The sequence below is a fragment of the Natronospira elongata genome (genome assembly GCF_034931365.1).
Classification (GTDB): domain Bacteria; phylum Pseudomonadota; class Gammaproteobacteria; order Natronospirales; family Natronospiraceae; genus Natronospira; species Natronospira elongata.
On the sequence record NZ_JAYGII010000002.1, the window covers coordinates 99125 to 124684 of the forward strand.

Genomic DNA, 25560 nt, shown 5'->3' on the forward strand with positions numbered 1-25560 from the left:
GCGGTGTCCTTGTGAGGTATCTCCGGGCTACCCTGTGTAGTCTGTGGTGAAGACCCTTTTACAGCAGGAATCAGAAAAATGACCGAGAGAAAGACGATCGAAGGCGAGATGGTGGTCGAAAAGGCCCGCTTCGCGGTGCTTGCCACCCGCTTCAACGGTTTCATCGTGGAGCGCCTGGTGGAGGGGGCCGTGGATGCCCTAAAGCGTCACGGCGCGGCTGATGCGGATATCGACATCATTCGCGCGCCGGGTGCCTGGGAGCTGCCCCTGGTGGCTCGCCGGGTGGCGGCCACGGGCGACTACCATGGCATCGTCGCCCTGGGCTGCGTGATCCGTGGCGCCACGCCCCATTTCGATTATGTCTGTGGCGAATGCAGCCGTGGCCTGGGGCGGGTCGCCGACGACAGCGGTCTGCCGGTGGGCTTTGGCGTGCTGACCGTTGACACCATCGAACAGGCGGTGGAGCGGGCCGGCACCAAGGCCGGCAACAAGGGTGTGGAAGCGGCCACGGCCGTGATCGAGATGGTTAACCTGCTGCGCCGGATCGAGGGCAAATGAGCGAACAAAGCCCCCAGGACAAACAGGCCCAGCTCCGTGAGCGGGAGCTGATCAAGCGCCGGAGCAAGGCCCGCCATCTGGCCGTGCAGGCGGTCTATCAGTGGCAGTTGGCGGCCACCGACACCGCTGATCTGCTCGCCCAGTTCCATGAGGACGAGGGCATGGACAAGGCCGACGGCGAGTATTTCGACGGGCTGGTGCGGGCCTGCATTGGTGACCCGGACCGGCTCAAGGGCGTTTATGCCGATTATCTGGATCGCCCGGAGGTGCAGCTGGACCCGGTGGAGCGGGCCATCCTGATGGTGGCCGCCCACGAACTGCAGGAACACCTGGAGGTGCCCTGGCGGGTGGTGTTGGACGAGGCGGTGTCCCTGGCCCGGCGTTTCGGCGCCGAGGACAGTCACCGCTTCATCAATGCCGTGCTCGACAAGGCCTCCGCCGAACTGCGCAAACTGGAACGCGGCGCCGGCCGCTGACGGGGCGGGACTGCCATGACTCAGGCCAGTGCACAGGAGCTCAGCCAACCCGCTGCCCGCCGCAAGATTCACGAGCGGCGGATCATCTGTGAAGGCTTTCAGCGTGAGGACGGTCTCTGGGACATCGAGGGACGGCTGACCGACGAAAAGGCCTATCCCTTCGAGAATCAGTACCGGGGCCGCCTGGAACCGGGGGAGTTCATTCACCGCATGGGTCTGCGCATGACCCTGGATGATGACTTTCGCATCCACCGGGTCGAGGCCATGATGAGCGACCATCCCTTCGCGGTCTGTCCGGAGATTGTAGCCGCCTTCCGCCGTGTCGAGGGGCTGGTGGTCAAGCCCGGCTGGTCCAGGGCCATGCGCGAGCGGGTCGGGGGCGTGCAGGGCTGCACCCATCTGGTGACCCTGCTGGATAATCTGGCCATTGTCGCCTTTCAGACCATTGCGCCCTTGAAGCGCAAGGACCCCACCGTGGAAAGTCGCGGCAAGCCCCGCCATATCGATTCCTGCCACGCCCTGCGCTCCGACGGACCCGTGGTTCGCGAGCACTACCCCCGCTGGTATCGAAAGCCGACCAGATCCGAAGGCGAGTCATGAGTCAGCGGGAATTCGAGCTGATCAGAAGGCTATTCCGCGAGCGGGTCCAGGCCGCCGACGATCTCCCGGTGGGGATTGGTGATGACGGAGCCGTACTTCGGGTCGAGGCCGGGGAACTGGTCTGGGCGATCGACACCATCAATGCCGGGGTTCACTTTCCCACGGATGCCCCCGCTCATGCCGTCGGCCATCGTGTGCTGGCCGTCAATCTCAGTGATCTGGTGGCCATGGGCGCCACGGCGCGCTGGGCCCTGCTGTCCCTGAGCCTGGATGAAACGCCGGATGAGAAGTGGCTGGAGGGTTTCTGCGCGGGATTCTTTGAGCTGGCCGAGCGAGCCGGGGTCGTGCTGGGCGGCGGTGACATGACTCGCGGTCCGCTGGCGGCCTCGGTCAGCCTGCTGGGGCGGGCGGGGCAGGCGGTGGTGACGCGGCGGGGCGCCCGTCTCGGTGACTGGCTGCTGGTCTCCGGCACCCTGGGCGATGCCCGCGCCGGCCTGGATATCGCCCTGGGCGACGATCATGTCATCAATGAGCATGAGCGCAGCCTGCTGGCCCGCTATCTCTACCCGGAGCCCCGTCTGGGCCTGAGTGAACCCCTGGCCCGATATGCGACGTCGGCCATTGATCTGTCCGATGGTCTCTGTGCCGATCTCGGCCATCTTTTGCGGGAGAGCGGCGTTGGGGCCGAGCTGGCCCTGGACCAGTTGCCGCTCTCCCCGGCCCTGCGCGCCCATGCGGCCGAGGAAGCGCCGGAGCTGGCCCTGGCCGGCGGCGATGATTACGAAATCCTCTGCACCGCCGGACCGGATCAGGTCGAGGCCCTGGAGTCCTCGGCTCAGGCGGCGGGGCTGACCCTGCAGCGGATCGGTCGCATCGTCGAGCAGCGCGGGCTCCAGATCCGCAATGCCGAGGGTGAGCGGGTCAGCCCGCCAACGGGCTTTTCCCATTTTGGAGAGACGGATGCGTAAGCACGCGCCCATGCCCCCGGCACGGCAGGTTTTTACTGACCCGGTGCATTTTCTTGCCTTCGGTTTCGGCCTGGGCCTGTCTCCCAAGGCGCCGGGAACGGTAGGGACCCTGGCGGCACTGCCTTTTCTGCTGCTCTCGGCCCAATGGCACTTCATGGCGCAATTGGCCCTTGCCGTAGCCGTGTGTCTGGTGGGGATATGGATCTGCGGTGAAAGCGCCCGGCGCCTGGACAGCCATGACCATCCCGGTATCGTCTGGGACGAGATCGGCGGCTGGCTGGTGACCATGCTGCTGGTACCCATCAACCCCCTCACCCTGGTGGCGGGCTATCTGTTGTTCCGCTTTTTCGATATCGTCAAGCCTTGGCCCATCCGCTGGCTGGACCGCCATGTCCATGGCGGGCTGGGTATCATGCTGGATGACATCATCGCGGCAGTCATGGCCGGACTGGTGCTCTGGATAGGCTATAGTTGGCACGTGGGGGACTTCACTCACGCCATGCTCTGAGGGGACGAAATGAGTTCAGGGTCGGGCAAGAATCGCATTGTTGCGCTGGAAAAACCGGCACCGAGACGTATTGGCAAGTATGTCGTTGCCCGTGAGCTGGGGCGTGGTACCACCAGTACCGTCTATCTCTGCCACGACTCCTATCGGGGGCAGGATGTAGCGGTAAAGCTCTACGCCTCCGACAGCGAACTCACCCCCGAAGAGGCCGATGTCCGCCGCCGGCTGTTCTTCAACGAAGCCCAGATGGCGGGGATGCTGGATCATCCCAATATTCTCCCCATTCTCGATGCCGGTGAACTGGACGATGCCCGCTACATCGTCATGGAGTATGTGGACGGGGCCCGGCCCTTGACCGAGCACACTCATCCCGACCGCCTCTTGCCCATCGGCAAGGCGGTGGAAGTGGCCTTCAAGTGTGCCCGCGCCCTGGAATACGCCCATCGTCAGGGGGTGATCCACCGGGATGTGAAGCCCGGCAACATCCTGGTCACGCGCAATGGCGACATCCGACTGGCGGATTTTGGTGTGGCCCGTACCGAACAGGGCAGTCTCAGCAAGGTGCGTGGCCTGATCGGCTCGCCCAGCTACATGGCCCCCGAGCAGTTGGGCAAGCACATTGCCACCCGGGAAACGGACCTCTACGCCCTGGGCGTGGTTCTCTATGAACTGCTGACCGGCAAGCGCCCCTTCTACGGGGATTCCCTGGAAAAGCTCCGCCAGCAGGTGACCTACGCCTCGCCGCTGCCCGTGCATCGTCTCCGTGAAGAAGTGCCGCCGGCCCTGGAGCGCATCGTCAATCGGGCCCTGGAAAAGCAGCCCGCCCGCCGTTATCGCTCGGGTCTGGAGTTTGCCGCCGACCTGTCCCAGGCCTTCAAGCAGGCCGCCCGCCTGCGCCAGCAGATGGTCGAGCAGGAGCGTTTCCGGCAGTTGCGCCATCGTGATTTCTTTCGGGATTTCGCCTATCCGGATATCTGGGAGCTGCTCAACGCCGGCAGTTGGGAGGAGTACAAGGCGGGCGATGTGATCGTCCAGGCCGGGGAGCTGGATCAAAGCTTCTTCATCGTGGTCAACGGCGTTGCCAGTGTTTACCGCGATGGCCAGGTGATTGGTCGCTTCCAGCAGGGGCAGTGCTTTGGCGAGGCCGGTTATCTGGAGGGTGCTCGACGGGAGCACAATATCGTCGCCGACGAGGACACCGAAGTCCTCCGCCTTACCGCCACCGCCATCGACCGCTGCTCCACCGACTGTCAGCTCCGCTTCATGCGCCAATTCCTCCGCATGCTCCTGGCCCGCCTGAGTAGCTGAGCGCCTTAGGTGAAGACATTCAAAAGATTGCCTCGCGCAAAGACGCCAAGACGCAAAGAAGGAATTTTATTTTTCTCGCGCAGAGACGCGGAGGCGCAGAGAGGAGTCTGTGTTGTGGGAGGGGCATTTCTGCCCCGACCATTCCAGGGCAATGGCCATTGTCTGCCAGGGTCAGCTTTCATTACCTGACTGTGGGAGAGGCTTTAGCCTCGATCCTCGCTAGCCGATAGCACTGCCGAGAGGTTGGAGCGTTTCCAGCACCTGCCTTCCTTGTCGACGACCACAATAATCATTCTCTGGGCCTCCGCGTCTCCGCGCGATAAATTATTCTTTTGAATTTCTTTGCGTCTTGGCGTCTTTGCGTGAGGCCGCCTTAATCCATGGAAGGTGGTTTGCGGAGTCGTTTGTTCTTGCCCCGTTGTTTTTTTTCGTCCACCCGGCGGGCCTTGGCCCGTTTGCTGGGTTTGGTGGGGCGGCGTTTCTTGCGGGTGGCGGCGACGCTGCGAACGAGTTGCTGCAGGCGGGCGAGGGCGGCAGCCTTGTTGTCTTCCTGGCTGCGGGTCTCGTCCGCCTTGATCACCACCAGGCCACTCTTGGTGATGCGATGATCGCTCAGGGCCAGCAGGCGTTCCTTGTAGACAGCCGGCAGGGAGGACGCGGCGATGTCGAACCGTAGCTGAATTGCTGTCGCCACCTTGTTCACGTTTTGCCCGCCCGCGCCACGTGAGCGAACCGCCGTCAGCTCGATCTCGTCCTCCGGAATGACAACGCTGTTGGATATTTTCAGCATGCGTGACCCCAGGTTTCCATCGCAGCCAATGCAGGAGTGGATTCAGCCGCGAGCCAAGTGCGTGGCAGGCAATTCACAGCCACAAAAAAGCCGGCAGTCTTCGGGAAGGCTGCCGGCCCGATAATCAGAGGTTCCTTAGAGCTTACCTCAGCCTTCCTCCGCCTCCTTGTCCTTCTCGATCAGGGCGTAGGCGGAGTGATTGTGAATGGACTCGAAGTTTTCCGAGGCCACGGTGTAGGCCGCAATGCGATCATCCTTGTTGAGGGCGACGGCGATATCGCGAACGATGTCCTCGACGAATTTGGGGTTGTCATAGGCCCGCTCGGTCACCCATTTTTCATCGGGCCGCTTGAGCAGGCCGAACAACTCACAGGAAGCCTCCGCTTCCACCAGGTCAATCAGCTCCTCAATCCAGACAAAGTCCCGGGTGCGGGCAGTCACGGTGACGTGGGAGCGTTGGTTGTGGGCGCCGTAATCGGAGATCTTCTTGGAGCAAGGGCAGAGGCTGGTGACCGGCACCACTACACGGGTGGTCATGCGGTTCTCTCCCTTGATCCGTTCCCCGATGAAGCTCACCTCGTAATCCATCAGGCTTTCCACGCCGGAGACCGGCGCCTTCTTGTTGACGAAGTAAGGGAAGCTCATTTCAATGTGACCGGAGTCGGCCTCCAGCAGTTCGGTCATGCCGGAGAGCATGTCCTTGAAGGACCGGACCGTGATTTCCCGTTCCTGGTTTTCCAGGATCTGCACGAAGCGGGACATGTGGGTGCCCTTGAAGTCATGGGGCAGGTCCACATACATGTTGAAGTTGGCAATGGTGTGCTGCTCGCCCCCCGAGCGGTCGCGCACGCGCACGGGGTGGCGGATATCCTTGATACCCACCTTGTTGATGGGGATTCGCCGGGTATCGGCGCTGCCCTGTACATCGTCGATCACGGTCACCTTGGCCTGCTGTGCGGTCGGCTTGCTCATTGTTCCATCCTTACGCGTTCATGATTCTTTGCTCAGGTTTCGGCTTCAGGAAACCAGGCGCTGTTTGTTGCCCTTGCGGTCCAGTCCCGCCCACCATTTCTCGATCTTTTCCCGGATGCCCTCGGCAGTCAGGCCGGCCTCGGCCAGCACATCGTCCCGGGAGCCATGTCCCAGATAGGCGTCCGGCAAGCCGATGGTAAGCACCGGGCAACGAATACCGGCTGCCGCCAGGGCTTCCAGTACTGCCGTACCCGCGCCACCCTGGCTGCTGTTGTCTTCCAGCGTCACCAGGGCGCCATGGTCTTGTGCGGCTTTTTGGACCGCTTCCAGGTCCAGGGGTTTCACGAAGCGCATGTTCCAGACGCCCATGTCCAGGGATTCCACGGCCTCATGGCTGCGGTCCAGCAGGGCGCCGAAATTGAGCAGTGCCGGGCCCTTGCCGGTGCGGCGCTGTTCCGCCCGCCCCCAGGGCAGGGCCTCCATGGTCTCACTGACGGCCACACCGGGCCCCTTGCCGCGGGGATAGCGCACCGCCGTGGGGCCATTGTGCTGCCAGGCCGTGTAGAGCAGTTGCCGGCATTCATTTTCATCCGCCGGCACCAGCACGCTCATGTTGGGCAGACAGCGCAGGAAGCTGATATCGAAACTGCCGGCGTGGGTGGCGCCGTCGCCGCCCACGGGGCCCGCCCGGTCAATGGCGAACAGCACCGGCAGGTTCTGGACTGCCACATCATGAATGGCCTGGTCATAGGCCCGCTGCAGGAAGGTGGAGTAGATCGCCACCACCGGCTTCATGCCCTCGCAGGCCAGGCCGGCGGCCAGGGTCACCGAGTGCTGTTCGGCGATGCCCACATCGTAGTAACGGTCCCGGAAGCGCTTGTGGTATTCCACCAGACCGGAGCCCTCCCGCATGGCCGGTGTGATGGCCGCAAAACGCTCATCCTCGGTCGCCATGTCGCAGGCCCATTGCCCAAAGACCTGGGAATAGCTGGGCCCGCCGCCACCCTTGGGTGCCATTTCCCCGGTCTCCGGATCAAACTTGCCGGGACCATGCCAGGTGATCGGGTCCAGCTCGGCCGGGCCATAGCCCTTGCCCTTGCGGGTGACCACATGCAGGAACTGGGGGCCGGGCCGCTGCTGGAGATTCTCCAGCGTTTCCACCAGGGTCTCCACATCGTGGCCATCCACCGGGCCGATGTAATTCAGGCCCAGCTCTTCGAACAGGCTGGCCGGCGCCACCAGACCCTTGAAGTGCTCCTCGGATTTACGAACCAGTTCCCGCAGGGGGGGCAAGGCTTCGAGCGCCTTCTTGCTGCCTTCCCGGAAACCGCCATAGAGGCGGCTGGAGAGGACGCGGGAGAAGTAATTGGACAGCGCGCCCACGTTTTCTGAAATGGACATGTCGTTGTCATTGAGAATGATCAACATGTCCGCCTTGGTGGAGCCGGCGTGATTGAGGGCTTCGAAGGCCATGCCGGCGGTCATGGCGCCGTCGCCGATGACTGCAGCAACCTTGCGGCTGCCGCCCTGGGCGCGGTTGGCCAGGGACATGCCCAGGGCCGCGCTCACCGAGGTGCTGGAATGGCCCACACCGAAGGTGTCGTACTCACTCTCCTCGCGCTTGGGGAAGGGGGCCAGGCCGCCGACTTTGCGAATGGTGGCCAGTTGTTCCCGCCGCCCGGTGAGAATCTTGTGGGGGTAGGCCTGGTGGCCTACGTCCCAGACGATCCGGTCCTCGGGCGTCTGATAGGCATAGTGCAGGGCGAGGGTGAGCTCCACTACCCCGAGGCCGGCAGCAAAATGGCCACCATTGCCGCTCAAGGTCTGGACCATGTACTGACGCAGTTCCTCGGCGACCCGAGGCAGTTCGCTGCGGGGCAGGGCACGGAGATCGGCCGGTGTCTGGATCCGGTCGAGCAGGGGGTATTGGTGGTCGCTGTCGGTCATCGTCGCCTGCGTTGTCGGGTCAGGAGGTCAATTATCCGCTGAGCGGGGGGCGTCTATCAAACGGTGCCTAATGGCGCCGGTCGCGCATCTGTCGAATCAGTTCCTGTAGGCCGACTGCTCGGGGGCCGGCGTCGGCGAGCTGCTCCATGGCCTCCTGGTAAAGGCAACGGAAGCGGGTCTCGGCAGCTTCCACGCCCTGCAGGGAGGCAAAGGTCGGTTTGTCCCGGGCCGCATCCGCGCCCTGGGCCTTGCCCAGGGTATCGGTATCGCTGATCACATCCAGGACGTCATCCTGGATCTGGAAGGCCAGGCCGATGGTCTGGCCCAGCGTGTCCAATTGCTGTTCCAGCGCCCCCTTGCGTTGGTCCGCGGCCAGGGCCCCCAGCATCAGCGATGCCTCGATCAGTGCCCCGGTCTTCAGTCGGTGCAGGTGCTCCAGGTGAGCGAGGTCGCCACTGTGTCCGGTCAGGGCCAGGTCCATGGCCTGGCCGCCGGCCATGCCTGCCGGGCCCGCGGCTCGAGCCAGTCGGCCAATCATCTCCACCACCCGGGAGGCTTCCGGGTGCTCGATTCCGGCGAGGATCTCGAAGGCCCGAGCCTGCAGGGCATCCCCGGCCAGGATGGCCGTGGCCTCGTCGAAGGCCACATGGCAGGTGGGCTGGCCGCGGCGGAGGTCGTCATCATCCATGGCCGGCAAATCGTCATGGATGAGGGAATAGGCGTGGACCATTTCCACGGCGGCGGCGACGGCATCCAGCCGCTCCATGGGGGCATTGGCCATATGGCCGGCATGGTAGACCAGCAAGGGACGCAAGCGCTTGCCGCCGCCGGTTACGGCGTAGCGCATGGCCTCCAGCAAGCGGGGATCACCCTCTCGGGGCAGAGAGGCTGACAGCACCGACTCGATTCGCTCCCGCAGCGTGGCGCTTGCCTGCGCGCTGTCAGCCCTTGTCGCCATCATCCTCATTCCCGAACGGTGCCAATCCTGCCTTGCTACCGTTGCCCACCAGCTTGCTCACCTTCTGCTCGGCTTCCTCCAGGGCCTTCTGGCACTGGCGCGTCAGACCGACGCCGCTCTCGAAGGCCTTGAGGGATTCCTCCAGGCTCAGCTCACCCCCCTCAAGCCGTTCAACGATACCTTCCAGCTCTGCAAGGGACTGTTCAAAATCGAGTTTTTCTTTCTTCTCGGCCATGATTTGCTTCCTGCCCGGGAGCCTTGGACGTTCAACGAAAGCCCACTATTGTACAGGGCTTGCGCTTTGACTGGACATTATTGCGCCAGCCGCTATACTGGCCCGCACCCGACCGAACGGTCGGTCTATGCAATCGGGATCAATCATACATGAACGCCAGCCAGTCAGCGCAGTCCCTGTCTGAGGGGGCCCACCGCATCATCGAGGTGGCCACCGATCTCTTCGCCGAGCATGGCGTGGACGGGGTGTCCATTGCCCGAATTGCGCGTGAGGCCGGTGTCGGCAAGGCGACCATCTTCCATCACTTCCCCAGCAAGGAAGCGCTGTACCAGGGGGTTCTGTGGCAGGTTGCCGAGCGGGCCCTGTGGCTGGTGGAAGAGCAGGCCTGGCGAGACGGTGATCTGAGTGATTGCATGGCTGGCTTCATCCGCCAGCAGATTGACCTTCTGGCGGAAGGGGACCAATTGTTGCGGCTGGTGCGCAGAGAGCTCCTCCAGGGCAGCCCGGATGGTCTGGCCCTGGTGGGCGAGGTCTTCAGTCGGCCCTATTGCCGGCTCAAGGGGCTGCTCGATGAGCGGGCCCAGCGCGGCGAGTTGCATCCCGATACCGATACGGCCCTTCTGGCCTGGATTCTGATGGATGCCGGGGTCAAGTTCCACGAGGGCTGCTGTGTGGTTTCCGGTCTGCCCGGCCTGGAGGCGGGCAGCGATCCGGATCTCTTCAGTCGCCGAATGGCCGGCCTGTTGGTCACCGGTTGTTTATGTAATGCCCCCCGAAACGACAAGTCCAGGGACGAATCGCACCCATCCAAGCGTGAGGACGATTGATGAACAAGATCCAGCCGAGACTCGGACTATTGAGCCTGTTGATTCTGCCGCTGCTGCTGATCGCCTGTGGTGAGCAGGAAGAGAACGGCAACGACGAGGAATCCAGTCCTGGGACACCGGTTCGTGCCGAGACGGTGGAACGGGCCACTGTTCAGGAGCAGGAACGGTCGGTGGGAACGGTGGAGACATTTACTCGCCCCGTGGTGGCCGCCGAGGTTTCCGGCAGGATCGTGCGCATCGAGCATGATGTCGGGGACGAGGTCGCCGAAGGCGAGGTTCTGGCCCGAATCGACCGTGAGCCCTTTGAGCTCGGCCGGGCGGTGGCGGCGGCTGAGGTGGGTCGTCTTGAAGCGCGAATTCGCCAGCTCGAACTGGACCTGGCAAGACTGCAGCGCCTATCCGAACGAGAGTACGCCACCGAGCAGGACAAGGATGGGGTGCAAGCCGAGCTGGATGGCGCTCGCCAGCAGTTGGAGAGTGCGCGCAATCAGCTCCGCCAGGCAGAGCGGGATCTGCGGTTGACCGACATTCACGCTCCCGTGGACGGGATCGTGGACGAGCGCATGGTGTCCGAAGGGGGATTCATCCAGGCGGGCAATCCCGCCTTCAGTATTCAACCCATGGACCGATTTCGCGCGGTGGTGTCCTTCCCCGAGCGGTTGTCGGATCGCATTGAGCGAGACATGGTCGTCCACCTCTCCCCCCGGGGTGGTCGTCATGGCGAGGCAGAAGGCCGCGTGACCCGCCTGCGGCCGGCGGTGGACCCATCGTCCCGGTCTTTGCGGGTCATCGTCGAGTTCGACAATCCCGGCAATTGGAGGCCCGGCATGACGGTTGAAGCCAGGGTGGTCCTGGAAGAGCGAGCCGATGCCATGCGGGTTCCGGTCCTGAGTCTGGTCCAGCGCCCGGGCGGGCAAGTGGTTTACATCGTCGAAGATGGTGAGGCCCGGGAGCGGTCGGTCAAAGTGGGTGTGCGTACATCCGAATGGGTCGAGATCCGGGAAGGCCTGGACGGTGAGGAACAGGTAATCACCGAAGGAGCCAATTTCCTCTCCGATGGCGCCCGTGTCCGCGTCCGGGAGGAGGGCTGATATGACCTTGCCGGAGTTTTCCGTCAGACGTCATGTAATGGCGTTCATGATGAGCGCCGTTCTGGTCCTGTTCGGGCTCATTGGCTACAACGACATTGGTACCGACCGCCTGCCGGATATTGATTTCCCCATTATCTCGGTGGTTACCGTCATGCCGGGCGCCGACCCGGATATCATGGATGCCAGCGTGACCCGGGAGATTGAGCGGGCGGTGAATACCGTGCCGGGCATTGATGACCTTCAATCCACTTCATCGCCCAGTACCTCGGCCGTCACCATCACCTTTGACCTGGACGTGGATATTGACGTGGCCTTCAATGAGGTCCAGGCCAAGGTTCGCGAAGTGGTCAATCAGCTTCCGGCGGACGCAGAAGACCCCATCATCAGCAAGGTGGAGGCGGATGCAAGCCCCATCATGTGGCTGTCACTCCAGGGTGATCGGACGCTGCAGCAGTTATCCGATTATGCGGACAACAATATCCGCCGCCGCCTGGAAACCGTGTCGGGCGTGGGTGATGTGATTATCGGCGGTGGCCGGGAGCGTAATATCCGGGTGGAGCTGGATATGATTGCCCTGGCTGCCGAGCGCTTGACCGTCAACGATGTCATCGACATCTTTCAGGCGGAACACTTTCAGTTGCCGGGTGGTTTCCTGGTGGGAGATCAGCGGGAACATCTGATCAAGCTGGATCTGGAATACGACGATCCACGAGAGTTGGAGCAGATGATTCTCGCCGAGCGTGACGGCCATCTGGTCCGGCTCGGTGATGTGGCCGAAGTGGTGGATGGCCTGGAAGACTACCGCCGTCTGGCGCGATTCAATCAGGAACCCACGATTGGCATTGGTGTGGTCAAGATTGCCGGCACCAATACCGTGGAAATCGTCAATGAGATTCGCAAGCGAGTGGATGAGGAAATCCGTCCCCAGCTACCCCCTGGGATGACGCTAACGGTTTCCTCCGACCAATCCATCTTTATCAATAGCCTGATCGACAATCTTGAAAGGACCTTGATTATCGCCGTGCTTCTGGCAGCCCTGGTGATGTGGGTCTTTCTCAAGAGCATGCGCTCCACCCTGATCATTGCCGCCTCCATACCGGTCTCTCTGCTGGCCGTGGTGGCGGTGATCTACTTCTTCGGCTATACGCTCAATTCCATGACCATGCTGGCCATCCTGCTCCTGATCGGGGTGGTGGTGGATGATGCCATTGTGGTGCTGGAAAACGTGTACCGACACCGGGAAGAGGGCAATGAAGATGCCGTGGTGGCAGCAGTGGAAGGCTCGAATCAGGTCTTCTTTGCCATCATTGCCTCGTCCCTGTCTCTGATATCCATCTTTGGTCCGGTGATCTTCATGGAGGGGATCATCGGTCGGTTCTTCGAGTCATTTGCCGTGGTGGTGGTCTTCGGGATCATTGCTTCCACCTTCGTGGCGCTGACGCTCATACCCATGTTGTGTTCCCGTTTCCTTCATGTGCCCAAGGCCCACGGCAAGACCTATTGGGTGCTGGAGAACGGTTTCCGGGCCATGGATCGCTTTTATCGGGGGCTTTTGGAACGGGCGTTGAGGCATCGGGGCATGGTGCTGCTGCTGGCTTTGGGGCTGGTGATCCCGGCCTTCTATCTGGCCGGCAGCCTGGGGGGCGAATTCGCGCCCGAAGAAGACGAGGGGCAGTTCGTGGTCAGTTACCGCGTCCCCCTGGGGTCCAGCATCAACTACAGTGATCAGAAGCTGCGTGAGATCGAAGCCATCATCGCTGAACAGCCCGAGGTTGATCGCTTCTTTGCTGCCATTGGTCTGGGTCAGGGCCAGGGGCAGGTCAACCAGGGGATTCTCTTCGTACGCCTGAAGGACTACGCCGATCGGGAGGCCAGCCAGCAGGAGGTCATGGCTCGAGTTTCGGCAGAGTTTCAGGACCTGGCCGGTGTTCGTGCCTTTGCAGCGCCCCCAAGCCTGATTGGTGGCCAGCGTGGCGAACCCCTGCAGTTTTTCCTTCAGGGTCCGGATATGGACGAGGTCGCCAGACTGGCTCGGGATTTCGAGAATCGACTGAACGATGAACCGGGGATGGGTCGGGTGGATCTGGATCTTCGCCTGGACCAGCCAGAACTGCGTCTTGATGTGGATCGTGACAAGGCCAGGCAGCTGGGGATCAGCACCTTTGACGTTGCCCGGGCGGTGAATGTTCTGGTCGGTGGCATCGATGTGGCCCGTTATGACGACGACTTTGGTGGTGGTGAACGCTATGACGTTCGTCTGAAAGGCCGGGAAGATCAGTTCCGGGTCATCGAGGACATCGAGCGCATTCAGCTGAGAACCGGCGATGGCGGTCTGGTGAGACTGGATGAACTCGCCAGCCTCGAGGAGGACGTGGGTCCGGCTGTCATTACCCGTTTCAATCTCGAGTATGGTGCCGCCTTCTATGTGGATCCTGAAGTTCCATTGGGCGAGGCAGTGGAGAAAGTGGATGCCTTGGCGGCAGAGGCCCTGCCATTGGGATACAACGTCTCCATTATCGGCCAGGCTCGAGAATTCCAGCGCACCATCACGGCCATCCTGTTTGTCTTTGCGGTGGCCATTATTCTGGTTTACATGGTGCTGGGCAGCCAGTTCAACTCATTCATTCAGCCGGTCATCGTCATGCTGGCCATGCCGTTGGCAATCACTGGGGCCTTTATTGGGCTGTTCATCACCGGACAAAGCCTCAATATCTATTCCATGATCGGGATGGTGCTGCTGATCGGCGTGGTGACCAAGAACTCGATTCTTCTCATCGATCTGACCAACCAGTTCAGGGATAAACGGAACATGAGTGTGGATGAGGCCTTGCAGGAAGCCTGCCCCATTCGTCTTCGGCCCGTATTGATGACTTCGCTGACTCTGATTCTGGCCATGGTGCCGGCAGCTCTGGATACAGGGCCGGGTGCTCAGGGAAATACCGCCATGGGTGTCTCCATCATCTTCGGCATGATGGCTTCCACCCTGCTGACGCTGGTCGTGATTCCCAGCGCCTACTCACTTGTGGAGAACCGGCTTGCTCGCAAGCGTGCCCAGCCGGATCTGTCCACCTCTTGATGGGGGATTGAGAAATGAGCGTTCTAGGGAAAGGCTTGATCACGGTGACGCTGTCATTGCTGGTAGCCCTGCCGACGGGCCCAGGGTTGGCCGCCGATAATGGCAATGATGAGACACCTGGCTTGATGGCGGTCTATCAGCTGGCCGTGGACAACGATCCACGCATTGCCCAGGCTCGGGCACGTCTGGACCAGGCCAGGGAGGCCAGGCCCCAGGCTCGCGCAGCCTTGTTGCCGTCGGTGTCACTGACTGCCGCGGTGGAGCAATCACGGCAGGATGGTGAGCAGATCGGGTTTGATGCCCAGGGGAATCTTGGCCTGCAGGATATTGAGACCACCGTGGATTCCACCAGCTATGGCATCGAAGTGCGTCAAACCCTGTTTCGCTGGGATCGCTGGGTAGGTCTAAGCGAGGCCGATGCCCGGGTGGCACAGGCCGAGTCAGAGTATGAAGGCGCCCTGCAGGACCTGCTGATTCGCACCGCCGGTGCCTATTTCGATCTGCTGGCGGCCAAGGACACCCTGGACACTCGGCGTACCACCCGGGAAGCCTTCGAGATGGAAAAGGAGCGGGCCGAGTTTGCTCGTGAGGTTGGCACTGCCTCGCGCACGGATGTGGAAGAGGCCCGGGCGGCTCATGACCGGGCGCTGTCCGATGAAATCGCCGCCGAGCGGGAGGTGGAGGTGGCCCGGGAAGCCCTCCTGGAGCTCACCGGGCGCTACATCCGGGACGTGAAACCGCCGGTGCGGGAAGTGGAGCCGCGCCTGCCGGATCCCGAGGACATCGATTTCTGGGTGTCGCGAGCCCTGGAGACCAACCCGGAACTCAAGGCCACGGAGTTCGTGGCCGAGGCCTCCCAGCAACGCGTCCGGCAGGCCAGGGGAGGGCGTTATCCCACCCTGGATCTGGTAGCCAGCCGGCGCTGGGTGGATACCAGCAGTGACGATAACCCCTTCGTCAATCGGGATACCGTTGATGACAACATTCAGTTGCAGCTGAACGTGCCCCTGTTCACGGGCGGAGAAAACACGTCCCGGATCCGTGAGGCGCGGGCTGCCGAGCGGGAGGCCTGGTCCGGCGTCAAACTGGCGACCCGGGAAGTTCGGCGCGAGACGCGGGATTCCTTCCTGGGGATTCGTTCCGGGGTCGCCCGGGTCAGTGCCCTGCGGCAGGCCGTGAGGTCAGGGGAAACCGCGGTGGAGGCCACGGAAGTCGGCGTGGAAGTGGGCAGTCGCAGCACTGTGGACCTGCTCAATGCCCGCCGGGAGCTGGCTAATGCCCGCGCAGAGCTCAGCCAGGTTCGCTATGCCTACCTGCTGGATACCCTTCGCCTGCAGCGCGCTGTTGGCCAACTGGATGTCAACGAGCTGGAGCGACTGTCAGGCCTGTTCACCGGATCGCCGGGTGAAGATGTCCACGGCGACTGAGTCTCGTTGATGCAGGTCCTGCCCTTTCGGTGGGCAGGGCCTGTGTTTTATTGATGGAACTCGATACGCCGGATCCACCCCTTGGCTACGTCATGACTCATTTGCTGGGCCCCTTCAAAAGCGTTCGGTCGCGGATCCCAATTGAAAGTGAACGGCGAGAGCCGGGAAAAGCCTTCCCGTCAAGCCCTGTTGTCGAGCCGGGCCCTCGTTTAGAATCCGGCCAATCGCCACGTTGGAACACTGAGGTCCCATGAACCAGACCTACGACGCCGCCAGTATCGAGGTTCTCACCGGCCTCGAGCCCGTCCGCAAGCGGCCGGGCATGTATACCGACACCACGCGCCCCAACCACCTGGCCCAGGAAGTCATTGATAACAGCGTGGACGAGGCCATCGCCGGCCATGCCAAGCTGATCCATGTGATCCTGAACAAGGATGGCTCCCTGGAAGTCCGTGACGATGGGCGTGGCATGCCGGTGGATATTCACCCCAAGGAGAAGGTGCCCGGGGTGGAATTGATCCTGACCCGCCTGCACGCCGGCGGCAAGTTCTCCGACAAGAACTATCAGTTCAGTGGTGGCCTGCACGGCGTGGGGGTCTCGGTGGTCAATGCCCTGTCCAAGCGCCTGGAAGTGGAGATCAAGCGCGACGGCCACCTGTGGACCATTGCCTTTGAAAACGGCAAGCGGGTGGAAAAGCTGAAAAAGGCCGGCAAGGTGGGCCAGCGCAATCGCGGTACCACCCTGCGCTTTTGGCCGGACACAAGCTTCTTCGATTCCGCCAAGTTTTCCATTCCCCGCCTGCGTCATGCCCTCAGGGCCAAGGCCGTCCTTTGCCCCGGCCTGGTGGTCCGCTTCGACCACCCCGGCGAGGACACCGAGGAATGGTGCTACCAGGGCGGGGTGGCCGATTACCTGGTGGAGCGCCAGCAGGGCCAGGAAGTGCTGCCGGCTGACACCTTCGATGGCAAGATCGAGGCCCGCAATGAAGCCGCCGAGTGGGCCGTGGCCTGGCTGCCCGATGGCGGCGAGCCGGTTAACGAGAGCTACGTCAATCTCATCCCCACGATCCAGGGTGGAACCCACGTCAATGGTCTTCGCCAGGGTCTGACCGAGGCCATTCGCGAATTCGCCGAGTTTCGCAACCTTTTGCCGCGGGGGCTGCGTATCACCCCGGAAGACGTCTGGGAGAACTGTGTCTATGTCTTGTCGGTGAAACTGCACGATCCGCAGTTCTCCGGCCAGACCAAGGAACGCCTCAGCTCCCGGGAATGTGCCCCCTTTGTCTCCGGCGTGGTCAAGGATGCCTTCTCCCTGTGGTTGAACCAGCATTCCGATGCCGGTGACAAGATTGTTCAGTTGGCCATCAGCAATGCCCAGAAACGGCTGAAGGCTAGCCGCAAGGTGGTTCGCAAGCGTGTGGTTCAGGGCCCGGCCCTGCCCGGCAAGCTGGCAGACTGCACGGCCCAGGATCCGGAACGGACCGAACTGTTCCTGGTGGAAGGCGACTCGGCCGGCGGCTCTGCCAAGCAGGCCCGGGACCGGGAGTTCCAGGCGGTCATGCCGCTGCGCGGCAAGATCATGAATACCTGGGAAGTGGATCCGGCCCAGGTCCTGGGGTCCCAGGAGGTCCATGACATCTCCATCGCCCTCGGGGTCGACCCGGGCTCGGATGATCTCAAGGGCCTGCGTTACCAGAAACTCTGCATCCTGGCCGATGCCGACTCCGACGGCCTGCATATCGCCACTCTGCTATGTGCCCTGTTCCTGCGCCATTTCCGCCCGCTGGTGGCCCAGGGCCATGTCTTCGTGGCCATGCCGCCGCTGTACCGGATCGATGTGGGCAAGCAGGTCTTCTACGCCCTGGACGAGGCGGAGAAGCAGGGGGTGCTGGATCGCATCGAGGCGGAAAAGCTCAAGGGCAAGGTGGCGGTGACCCGCTTCAAGGGCCTGGGTGAAATGTCGCCCGTGCAGCTTCGCGAGACGACCATCGCGCCGGAAACCCGGCGCCTGGTGCAGCTCACCATCAGCGATGGCGACGACACCTATCGCATCATGGACATGCTGCTCTCGCGCAAGCGCTCTCCGGATCGGCGCAACTGGCTAGAATCCAAGGGGAATCTGGCTGATACCGAGATACTTTGAATGATGCTTGGGCGGCTGTTTCGGCGGTCGACGTCTGGTGGCTTCGAGTCGGTGGCTGACGCAGGGGCGGGGAGGCTTTTCCAGGAACGCCGTGGATACGTCCCTGTAGGCTTTGTGGGCGACGTCCTGTCGCCCACAATCCTGGAAAAGCCTCCCCGCCCCTGCTACGCCACCTCGCGCCACGGACAGTTCTGGACCATGGCCGCTCTATCGGCCCATGAGGACTTCGAGGACAGCCGGCGCCAGCGTAAGCCACCGGCTCGAAGCCACCAAAGCCCATTTACACGAACAAGTCTCGAAAATAAATCTTCCGAGGACAGGAAATGACCGAAACCGTGAGCAATGGTGAGGCCAACTGGGAACGCCAGGCGCTGAAGGACTTTACCGAGAAGGCCTATCTGGACTACTCCATGTATGTGGTCCTGGACCGTGCACTGCCGCATATCGGTGATGGCCTGAAGCCGGTTCAGCGCCGCATCATCTACGCCATGTCCGAACTGGGCCTGAGCGCCGCCGCCAAGCCCAAGAAATCCGCGCGCACCATTGGCGATGTGCTGGGCAAATACCATCCCCATGGTGACTCGGCCTGTTACGAGGCCATGGTGATCATGGCCCAGCCCTTCGGCTACCGTTATCCCCTGGTGGACGGGCAGGGCAACTGGGGTTCACCCGACGATCCCAAATCCTTCGCCGCCATGCGTTATACCGAAGCCCGTCTGGCGCCCTATGCCGGCGTCCTGCTGTCCGAGTTGGGGCAGGGCACGGTGGATTGGGGGCCGAACTTTGACGGCACCATGAGCGAGCCCGAGGTTCTGCCGGCCCGATTGCCCAATGTGCTACTCAATGGCACCACCGGTATTGCCGTCGGCATGGCCACCGATATTCCCCCACACAATCTGCGGGAAGTGGCCACTGCCTGCGTGCGTCTGCTGGAGAACAGTCGCACTTCGCTGGAAGAGCTGTGCGAGTACGTCCAGGGCCCGGACTATCCCACCGAGGCCGAGATCATTACCTCGCGGGAGGATATCCGCAAGGTCTATGAAACCGGCAACGGCAGTATTCGCATGCGGGCGGCCTGGAAGAAGGAAGAGGGCGAGATTGTCATCACCGGCCTGCCGCACCACACCTCCGGCAGCAAGGTGCTGGAGCAGATCGCCGAGCAGATGCGGCAGAAGAAACTGCCCCTGGTGGCGGATTTGCGGGATGAGTCGGATCACGAGAACCCGGTGCGCCTGGTGGTCGTTCCCCGCTCCAACCGGGTGGAAGCCGAAAAGCTGATGAACCATCTGTTTGCCACCACCGATCTTGAGCGCAACTACCGCGTCAATCTGAATGTGATTGGCCTGGATGGACGGCCGCGTGTACGTAATCTCAAGGAGATGCTGTCCGAGTGGCTGCAGTTCCGCATGGACACCGTCACCCGGCGTCTGCAGTTCCGCCTCGACAAGGTGACCTCCCGCCTGCATGTGCTTGAAGGTCTGCTGATTGCTTATCTCAACATTGATGAGGTGATCCAGATCATTCGCGAGGAGGACAAGCCCAAGCCGGTGTTGATGAAGCGTTTTGGTCTCTCCGATGAGCAGGCCGAAGCCATCCTGGAACTCAAGCTGCGTCACCTGGCCAGGCTTGAGGAGATGAAGATTCGGGGTGAGCAGGACGAACTGGAAGCAGAGCGCAAGCAGCTCGAGAAGACCCTGGGGTCCAGGCAGCGACTCAAGACCCTGATCAAGAAGGAGATCCTGGCCGACGCCGAGCGCTTTGGTGATGAGCGTCGTTCGCCCATCGTCAGCCGGGGTGCCGCCAAGCCCCTGGATGAAACCGAACTGGTGCCCTCCGAGCCGGTTACCGTGGTCCTGTCACAGCGGGGTCTGGCCAGGGCGGCCAAGGGACATGAAGTCGACCCGGAGGGGCTGAACTACAAATCCGGCGATGGTTATCAGGCCTCGGCTCAGGGTCGAAGCAACCAGTTGGCCGTGTTCATGGACAGCACCGGTCGTACCTATACCGTGCCGGCCCATACGCTGCCATCGGCGCGGGGACAGGGTGAGCCCCTGTCGGCCCGGGTCAATCCGCCGGATGGTGCCACCTTTGCCGGGGTGATGATCGGAAATGAGGATGATCGCTGGCTGCTGTGCACGGACCAGGGGCACGGTTTTGTTTGCCGTCTGGGCGAGATGTATTCCCGTAATCGCAAGGGCAAGGCCGTCCTCACCGTGCCCAAGGGTGCCAGGGTGTTACCGCCCACCCCGGTAGTGGATCCGGCCCACGACTGGATTGCCGTGGCCGGCAGCGAGGGCCATTTCCTCACCTTCCCGCTGGAAGAGCTGCCGGAGCTGACCCGGGGCAAGGGCAACAAGCTCATGGGTATCCCGCCTAAGAAGCTCAAGACTGGCGAGGAGCGGGTGGTGGCTGCCACCGCCTTTGACGAGGCCGACACCTTGGTCCTGTTCAGTGGTCAGCGCTACAAGCGCCTTACTCCGTCGGAGCTGGATGAATACGTGGGCGAGCGAGGCCGTCGTGGCTACAAACTGCCCCAGGGCTGGCGCAAGGTGGATGCCCTGGTGCCCCAGGCGCGTCTGCCGGCCAAGTAAGACCGCCATTGCAGAGAAAGCTGGGCCAGGGAAGGCCCAGTCGTGCCATCGCCAGCCCCCTTCCAGAACCTTCCTGCGCCTCCATGGTCCATCCTTCTTGATAAGGCGAAGGTCGGTCCCCATATTTTTCGGCAGTGAAACTCAAACGGAGTGTTGCCAACAATGAAGCGAGTCGGTCTGTTTCTGATTACCAACCTGGCCATCCTGGCTGTGCTGTTCGTGGTGGCCTCCATCCTTGGTGTGGATCGCTACCTGGACGAGCAGGGTGCGATCAATTTCCAGGCCCTGCTGATTTTTTCCTTCATTCTCGGGATGGGTGGCTCTTTCATTTCCCTGGCCATGTCCAAGTGGACTGCCAAGAAGATGACCGGTGCCCAGGTCATCACCCAGCCCCGCAATGAAACCGAAGCCTGGCTACTGCGGGTGGTGGAAAACCAGGCCCGGCAGTGCAATATTGCCACCCCGGAAGTCGCCATTTATCCCGGTGGGGAAATGAATGCCTTTGCCACCGGCATGAACAAGAACAAGGCCCTGGTGGCTGTGAGTGTGGGCCTGTTGCGCAACATGAGCCGGGATGAAGTGGAGGCCGTGTTGGGCCATGAGGTCAGCCATGTGGCCAATGGCGACATGGTGACCCTGGCCCTGGTGCAGGGGGTGGTGAACACCTTCGTGATCTTCCTTTCCCGCATCGTCGGCCATGTGGTGGATCGGGCGGTGTTCAAGACCCAGCACGGTCATGGCCCGGGTTATTTCATCACGGCCATCATTGCCCAGATTGTATTGGGCATCCTCGCCAGCACCATCGTGATGTGGTTCTCCCGCTACCGGGAGTTCCGGGCCGACGAAGGGGGTGCTCGCCTGGCGGGGCGGGAGAAGATGATCAGCGCTCTCAAGCGGCTGGCCAATCCGCGCAACGAAGAACTGCCCGACCAGATGGCAGCCTTTGGTATCTTCGGGCGGCCCGGTCAGGGTCTGAAGAGATTGTTCATGAGTCATCCGCCCATTGAGGAGCGCATCGAGGCACTTCAGCGGCTTCGGTAAAAAAGAAAACGCAGCGCCAGGCTGCGTTTCGAGAAAGCGGCTTGGGGGCATGGAAGCCCCCGCGTCGCGCCCAGGCCGAATGCCCGGGCTTATTCCTGTTCTTCCATTACCACTTCCGGTTCCTGAACGTAGTTGCCCTGAATGTAGGCGACACCCAGTTGGAAAAGGACCGCCATGGTGTTGGCGTCTTCCACTCGTTCGGCAACGGTCGTGATGTCCCGCTCCTTGGCCGCGGCAATGAATTGCTCGACTTGTTCCCGCTTGGCATCGTCGCTATCGATGCCCTGCATGAATGAGCCGTCGATCTTTAGAAAGTCCATGTCCATGTGACTCAGAGTCTGCATGGAGTTGAGGCCGATCCCGAAATGCTCAACGGCCACGCCGCAGCCCAGGTCGCGAGCCTCTGCGGCAAAGGCCTTGCCTTCCTTGAGGCGCTTGTCCAGAGAATGCTCCGAGATTTCAAAGACCACATGCTTGGCGAGGGTATCAGACTGCTTGACCTTGCCCAGTATCCATTTCACCAGCTTCGGGTCGGCGAGAGTCTGGTGTGAAACTCTCAGGAAGAAGCGGCCGGGCTGGCCCTTTTCCATTCTTTCCTTGAGCACCTTGAGCGAGTGATCAATCACCCAATGATCCACAAGACCAACCAGCCGCTGTCGTTCGGCAGCCGGCATGAAATCATGGGCCTGGAATTCCTCGCCTTCTTCGTCCCTGAGTTGGACCAGAATATCGGAGAGGTCCGAATCACCACCGGTAAGGTCCGCAATGGGCTGGTAAACCAGCTGGAACAGGTCCTGCTCCACGCCGGCACGGATGCGCTTGGCCCAGGCATGATCCGAGAGCTGCCCTTCGGCATCGGTTTCCGGTGGCTCATAGACGATAACTTTGCCGCCGCCGGCCTTGCCGCCCTGGGCCACTGCTTCCAGGGCCGTGCTTAATAGCCCATCTGCGGTTTCGATCAGCTCCGACATCTCGCTGATGCCGATGGTGGCCGTCATGGCGGTGGATTGGCCACCTGCCTCGAAGACATGCTTGGCGATGGCCTGGTTGAGAGACTCGGCCCAGCTTTTTACCGCCGCTAGATTTCCCCGTTCCAGCATGACGGCGAAGCTGGCATTCTCCAGGCGTGCCGGGAAATCACCGTCTTCAGCGTGGTTTCGGATGATCTCGGCCAGCCCCTTCAGCACATCATCGGAGGCCACGACACCAATGCGCTCCCGCACGGAATCGAATTTGTCCGGCTGGACCACCAGCAAGGTCCGGGCCTTGTCATCATCCTGTCGGCTCTCAAAACGCTGAGTCAGAATCTGGTTGAAGTAATTGCGATTGAACAGGCCGGTGAGGGAATCCCGGCGTTCCAGTTCTGCCAGTTGTCGTTCGTAGGCTTCCGGGTCACCGCCTTCGCTGCGAATGGCCAGCTCGACGGCCGGTTCGCCATCCATCTCAAGGCCGCGTACTTCCACGGTCAGCTCCACTTCGCCGCCATCGGCTTTACGGCCCTTGAGCGTCAGCGCTTCCGTGGGTGGCTTGCCCTTGAGGGTCTGCTTCAGGATCTTGCGAATGTCGGCCTGAGACTCCTTGCTGAAGAAGTCCATGACCGGCATGCCTTCCACATCATCGGCATCCTCATAGCCGAACAGTTCGATGTAGGCCGGGTTGGCACTGACGTGGATACCCTCCTGGATATACGCCAGGGCATCGGCCGAGTCTTCCAGAATGCCCTCGAAGCGTTCTTCATACTCGCGGAGTTGCTTGCGGGCTTCATGCAGGGCCCGGGCCTGGCCCAGTACCTCCAGCTCCCGCGAGACCACCGCCACCAGGCGTTCCGTCTTGTCCAGGGAAACCAGGTCACGGGCCCCGGTCTGGATGGCCTTGGCGACCGCTTCCTCGCTGGCTTCTTCACTGATGGCAATGACGGGAACCAGGGGGGCATGTTTGTCCCGCAGCTCGATCACCTTGGACAGGCCGGCGCCGGCACCCTTGGTGTAGGAAACGATCAGGTCCGGCTCCTCTGCCCGCAGCTCCTTTTCCAGATCCTCGAAACGGCTGATCCACTTGGGGCGAACCGCGTGGCCTGCATTGCGCAGCAGCCGGTTTAGGACTTCCGCGTCGTCCTGTGACTGGGTCAGAACAATGGCTGGTAGATAGCTTCGTTTCATTTAGGGTCGGATCCTGACTGTTAGCGTGTTCGAAAAGGCGCGGGCGGGTCGGGGGCAAGCTTTCCTGTCCCTGAAAGACCGACTCCAACTCGACACTTGTAACGGAATCGTGCTCGATTTTCCAGTGTAAACGAGCCCCCTCGATAATAGTGATTTCATTACAGCGGCCGCTTGGCCTGGTCGCCCGGAATTTCCTGTACCAATCGGGGAACCATGTAACCGGGAGCCAAGCGGCGCAGTTCGTCAATGATGGTCCGGGCGCGGTGATCGGAAACCTGAAAATGGGCCGCGCCGGCCACGGGATCCAACTGATGCAGGTAATAGGGTGCCACAGCGAGCGCGGTCAGTCGCGCCGACAGATCCTCTTGAGCGCTGACGCTGTCATTGACGCCCTTGAGTAGAACCGCCTGGTTGAGCAGCAGAACACCGGCCTCGCGCAAGGGGCCGAGGGCTCGGGCCACGCTCTCATCCAGCTCCTGGGCATGGTTGGCGTGAATGACCAGGCACACTGGCCCGGGAAATGCTGTCAGTAACGCCACCAGCTCTGGATCGATCCTTTCCGGCAGCACCACCGGCAAGCGGGTATGGATGCGCAGACGCTCCACGTGGGCTATCTTGCCCAGGCCTTCGATGAGGGGGCGGAGTTTGTCGTTATCCAGGCTGAGGGGGTCGCCACCGCTCAGGATCACTTCCCGGATGCTGTCATCGGCGGCCACCGCCTCCAGGCTGTTCCGCCACCGCTTGCGGCCGGCATTTTCCTCGCCATAGGGAAAATGACGCCGGAAACAGTAACGGCAGTGGATGGCGCAGGCACCGGTGGTGACCAGCAATGCCCGCCCCGGATACTTGTGCAGGACGCCCGCGCTCTGGCGACTGTCCAGATCCCCAACCGGATCATTGACGTAGCCGGGAACCGCATCGTTTTCCCTATCCAGTGGCAGTACCTGCCGCAACAGGGGGTCGGTCGGGTCACCGGGTCGCATGCGGGCAACATAGCCGCGAGGGACCCTTAGCGGGAAAGGGGTGGCGGGATCCACCGGCTCGGCCAGCTCCTCGGCGCTCAGGGACAGGTCCTGCAAGAGGGCACCCACCTCGCGATAACCTTGAGCCAGGAGTCGGTGCCAATCTGCCTCGCTCGCCTGTTCTGACGGCCTGGATTGCCCGGCGGGCTGACGGGGTGCGGAGTGAGCAGGTATCATACTGGGCTTTGTCTCCAGGGGACGCTGGATTATCGGGTTCCCGGCCGGGCCGGGGCCCCTTCGTGGGCAGGGGCCCATTCTGCAATTTTGCACCGGAATCTTAAATGGGGTTTTTCAATGGCCACTTATAGCACCAACGAATTCAAGGGCGGGCTCAAGATCATGCTTGACGGCGAGCCCTACAATATTCTGGAAAACGAGTTCGTCAAGCCCGGCAAGGGCCAGGCCTTCAATCGGGTCAAGGTTCGTAACCTCAAAACCGGCCGGGTAATCGATCGGACTTTCAAGTCCGGTGAATCCGTTGAAGCTGCCGATGTCTTCGAGATGGACATGCAGTATCTGTACACGGATGGTGAATTCTACTACTTCATGGTGCCCGATACCTTCGAGCAGCACCAGGCCTCTCCGGCGGCCATGGGGGAGACTGCCAAGTGGATCCGTGAACAGGACGTTTGCAAGGTCACTCTCTACCAGGGGGATCCCCTGTCCGTGGAGCCGCCACCGTTTACCGAGCTCAAGATCGTGGAGACTGATCCCGGTGTCCGCGGTGATACCTCGGGTGGGGGCGGCAAGCCTGCCACGCTGGAGACCGGAGCCGTGGTTCGCGTTCCCTTGTTCATTGACGAAGGCGAGGTGATCAAGGTCGATACCCGCAAAGGTGAATATGTCTCTCGCGTCAAGGACTGAGT

The 25560-nt window shown here is 61.9% G+C and carries 21 protein-coding genes; 14 read left to right on the forward strand and 7 right to left on the reverse strand.

Annotated elements, in window-relative coordinates; genetic code table 11:
* Positions 1-78: 78 nt before the first annotated feature.
* The 6 genes from ribH to VCB98_RS01565 are packed head-to-tail and all read left to right on the forward strand — an operon-like array spanning position 79 to position 4415.
* Positions 79-558, forward strand: coding sequence for a 6,7-dimethyl-8-ribityllumazine synthase (ribH, locus tag VCB98_RS01540; protein ID WP_346049768.1), 480 nt, complete (start codon positions 79-81; stop codon positions 556-558).
* Positions 555-1034, forward strand: coding sequence for a transcription antitermination factor NusB (nusB, locus tag VCB98_RS01545; RefSeq protein ID WP_346049770.1), 480 nt, complete (start codon positions 555-557; stop codon positions 1032-1034). Before ribH ends, nusB begins: the two co-directional genes overlap by 4 nt.
* 15 nt (positions 1035-1049) lie before the next feature.
* The gene (locus VCB98_RS01550; protein WP_346049772.1) at positions 1050-1634 is read left to right on the forward strand and encodes a DUF2889 domain-containing protein; all 585 of its coding nucleotides are present in this window, start codon (positions 1050-1052) and stop codon (positions 1632-1634) included.
* Entirely contained in the window at positions 1631-2602 is a 972-nt protein-coding gene (thiL, locus tag VCB98_RS01555; protein ID WP_346049774.1) for a thiamine-phosphate kinase, read from the forward strand. Before VCB98_RS01550 ends, thiL begins: the two co-directional genes overlap by 4 nt.
* Positions 2595-3110, forward strand: a complete 516-nt coding sequence (locus tag VCB98_RS01560; RefSeq protein ID WP_346049776.1) for a phosphatidylglycerophosphatase A family protein — start codon at positions 2595-2597, stop codon at positions 3108-3110. The genes thiL and VCB98_RS01560 overlap by 8 nt, the downstream gene beginning before the upstream one ends.
* A 9-nt stretch (positions 3111-3119) precedes the next feature.
* Positions 3120-4415: a protein kinase domain-containing protein gene (locus tag VCB98_RS01565; RefSeq protein WP_346049778.1), complete on the forward strand. Its 1296-nt coding sequence runs from the start codon at positions 3120-3122 to the stop codon at positions 4413-4415.
* A gap of 373 nt (positions 4416-4788) precedes the next feature.
* Here VCB98_RS01565 and arfB read toward each other — a convergent pair whose 3' ends face one another.
* The 5 genes from arfB to VCB98_RS01590 form a co-directional block, all read right to left on the reverse strand.
* A complete protein-coding gene (gene arfB / locus VCB98_RS01570) occupies positions 4789-5205 on the reverse strand; it encodes an alternative ribosome rescue aminoacyl-tRNA hydrolase ArfB (protein WP_346049780.1) in 417 nt (138 codons plus the stop codon).
* Between the two features lie 147 nt (positions 5206-5352).
* Positions 5353-6177, reverse strand: a complete 825-nt coding sequence (gene folE2, locus VCB98_RS01575) for a GTP cyclohydrolase FolE2 (RefSeq protein WP_346049782.1) — start codon at positions 6175-6177, stop codon at positions 5353-5355.
* A gap of 45 nt (positions 6178-6222) precedes the next feature.
* Positions 6223-8124, reverse strand: coding sequence for a 1-deoxy-D-xylulose-5-phosphate synthase (gene dxs, locus VCB98_RS01580; protein WP_346049784.1), 1902 nt, complete (start codon positions 8122-8124; stop codon positions 6223-6225).
* Between the two features lie 67 nt (positions 8125-8191).
* The gene (locus VCB98_RS01585) at positions 8192-9085 is read right to left on the reverse strand and encodes a polyprenyl synthetase family protein (protein WP_346049786.1); all 894 of its coding nucleotides are present in this window, start codon (positions 9083-9085) and stop codon (positions 8192-8194) included.
* On the reverse strand, positions 9066-9317 hold the full coding sequence (locus VCB98_RS01590) for an exodeoxyribonuclease VII small subunit (protein WP_346049788.1): 252 nt from the start codon (positions 9315-9317) through the stop codon (positions 9066-9068). The genes VCB98_RS01585 and VCB98_RS01590 overlap by 20 nt, the downstream gene beginning before the upstream one ends.
* A 149-nt stretch (positions 9318-9466) precedes the next feature.
* On the opposite strand from VCB98_RS01590, the gene VCB98_RS01595 reads away from it, so the two are divergent.
* From VCB98_RS01595 to htpX, 7 genes are all read left to right on the forward strand, one after another.
* The gene (locus tag VCB98_RS01595) at positions 9467-10144 is read left to right on the forward strand and encodes a TetR/AcrR family transcriptional regulator (RefSeq protein ID WP_346049790.1); all 678 of its coding nucleotides are present in this window, start codon (positions 9467-9469) and stop codon (positions 10142-10144) included.
* On the forward strand, positions 10144-11235 hold the full coding sequence (locus VCB98_RS01600; RefSeq protein WP_346049792.1) for an efflux RND transporter periplasmic adaptor subunit: 1092 nt from the start codon (positions 10144-10146) through the stop codon (positions 11233-11235). Before VCB98_RS01595 ends, VCB98_RS01600 begins: the two co-directional genes overlap by 1 nt.
* A 1-nt stretch (position 11236) precedes the next feature.
* Positions 11237-14311, forward strand: a complete 3075-nt coding sequence (locus tag VCB98_RS01605; RefSeq protein WP_346049794.1) for an efflux RND transporter permease subunit — start codon at positions 11237-11239, stop codon at positions 14309-14311.
* 14 nt (positions 14312-14325) lie between these two features.
* On the forward strand, positions 14326-15738 hold the full coding sequence (locus tag VCB98_RS01610) for a TolC family outer membrane protein (RefSeq protein WP_346049796.1): 1413 nt from the start codon (positions 14326-14328) through the stop codon (positions 15736-15738).
* Positions 15739-15988: 250 nt separating this feature from the next.
* A complete protein-coding gene (parE, locus tag VCB98_RS01615) occupies positions 15989-17881 on the forward strand; it encodes a DNA topoisomerase IV subunit B (RefSeq protein ID WP_346049798.1) in 1893 nt (630 codons plus the stop codon).
* A gap of 323 nt (positions 17882-18204) precedes the next feature.
* Positions 18205-20472 carry a DNA topoisomerase IV subunit A gene (gene parC, locus VCB98_RS01620; protein ID WP_346049800.1) on the forward strand — a complete coding sequence of 756 codons (2268 nt, stop codon included), beginning with the start codon at positions 18205-18207 and terminating at the stop codon, positions 20470-20472.
* A gap of 162 nt (positions 20473-20634) precedes the next feature.
* Positions 20635-21513, forward strand: coding sequence for a protease HtpX (gene htpX, locus VCB98_RS01625; RefSeq protein ID WP_346049802.1), 879 nt, complete (start codon positions 20635-20637; stop codon positions 21511-21513).
* 89 nt (positions 21514-21602) lie between these two features.
* Here htpX and VCB98_RS01630 read toward each other — a convergent pair whose 3' ends face one another.
* Positions 21603-23672 (reverse strand): EAL domain-containing response regulator, encoded by a 2070-nt coding sequence (locus tag VCB98_RS01630; RefSeq protein WP_346049804.1) that lies wholly within the window; start codon positions 23670-23672, stop codon positions 21603-21605.
* Positions 23673-23830: 158 nt separating this feature from the next.
* The gene (gene epmB / locus VCB98_RS01635) at positions 23831-24871 is read right to left on the reverse strand and encodes an EF-P beta-lysylation protein EpmB (protein WP_346049806.1); all 1041 of its coding nucleotides are present in this window, start codon (positions 24869-24871) and stop codon (positions 23831-23833) included.
* 117 nt (positions 24872-24988) lie between these two features.
* On the opposite strand from epmB, the gene efp reads away from it, so the two are divergent.
* Positions 24989-25558 (forward strand): elongation factor P, encoded by a 570-nt coding sequence (gene efp / locus VCB98_RS01640; protein ID WP_346049808.1) that lies wholly within the window; start codon positions 24989-24991, stop codon positions 25556-25558.
* The last annotated feature ends 2 nt before the right edge of the window (positions 25559-25560 follow it).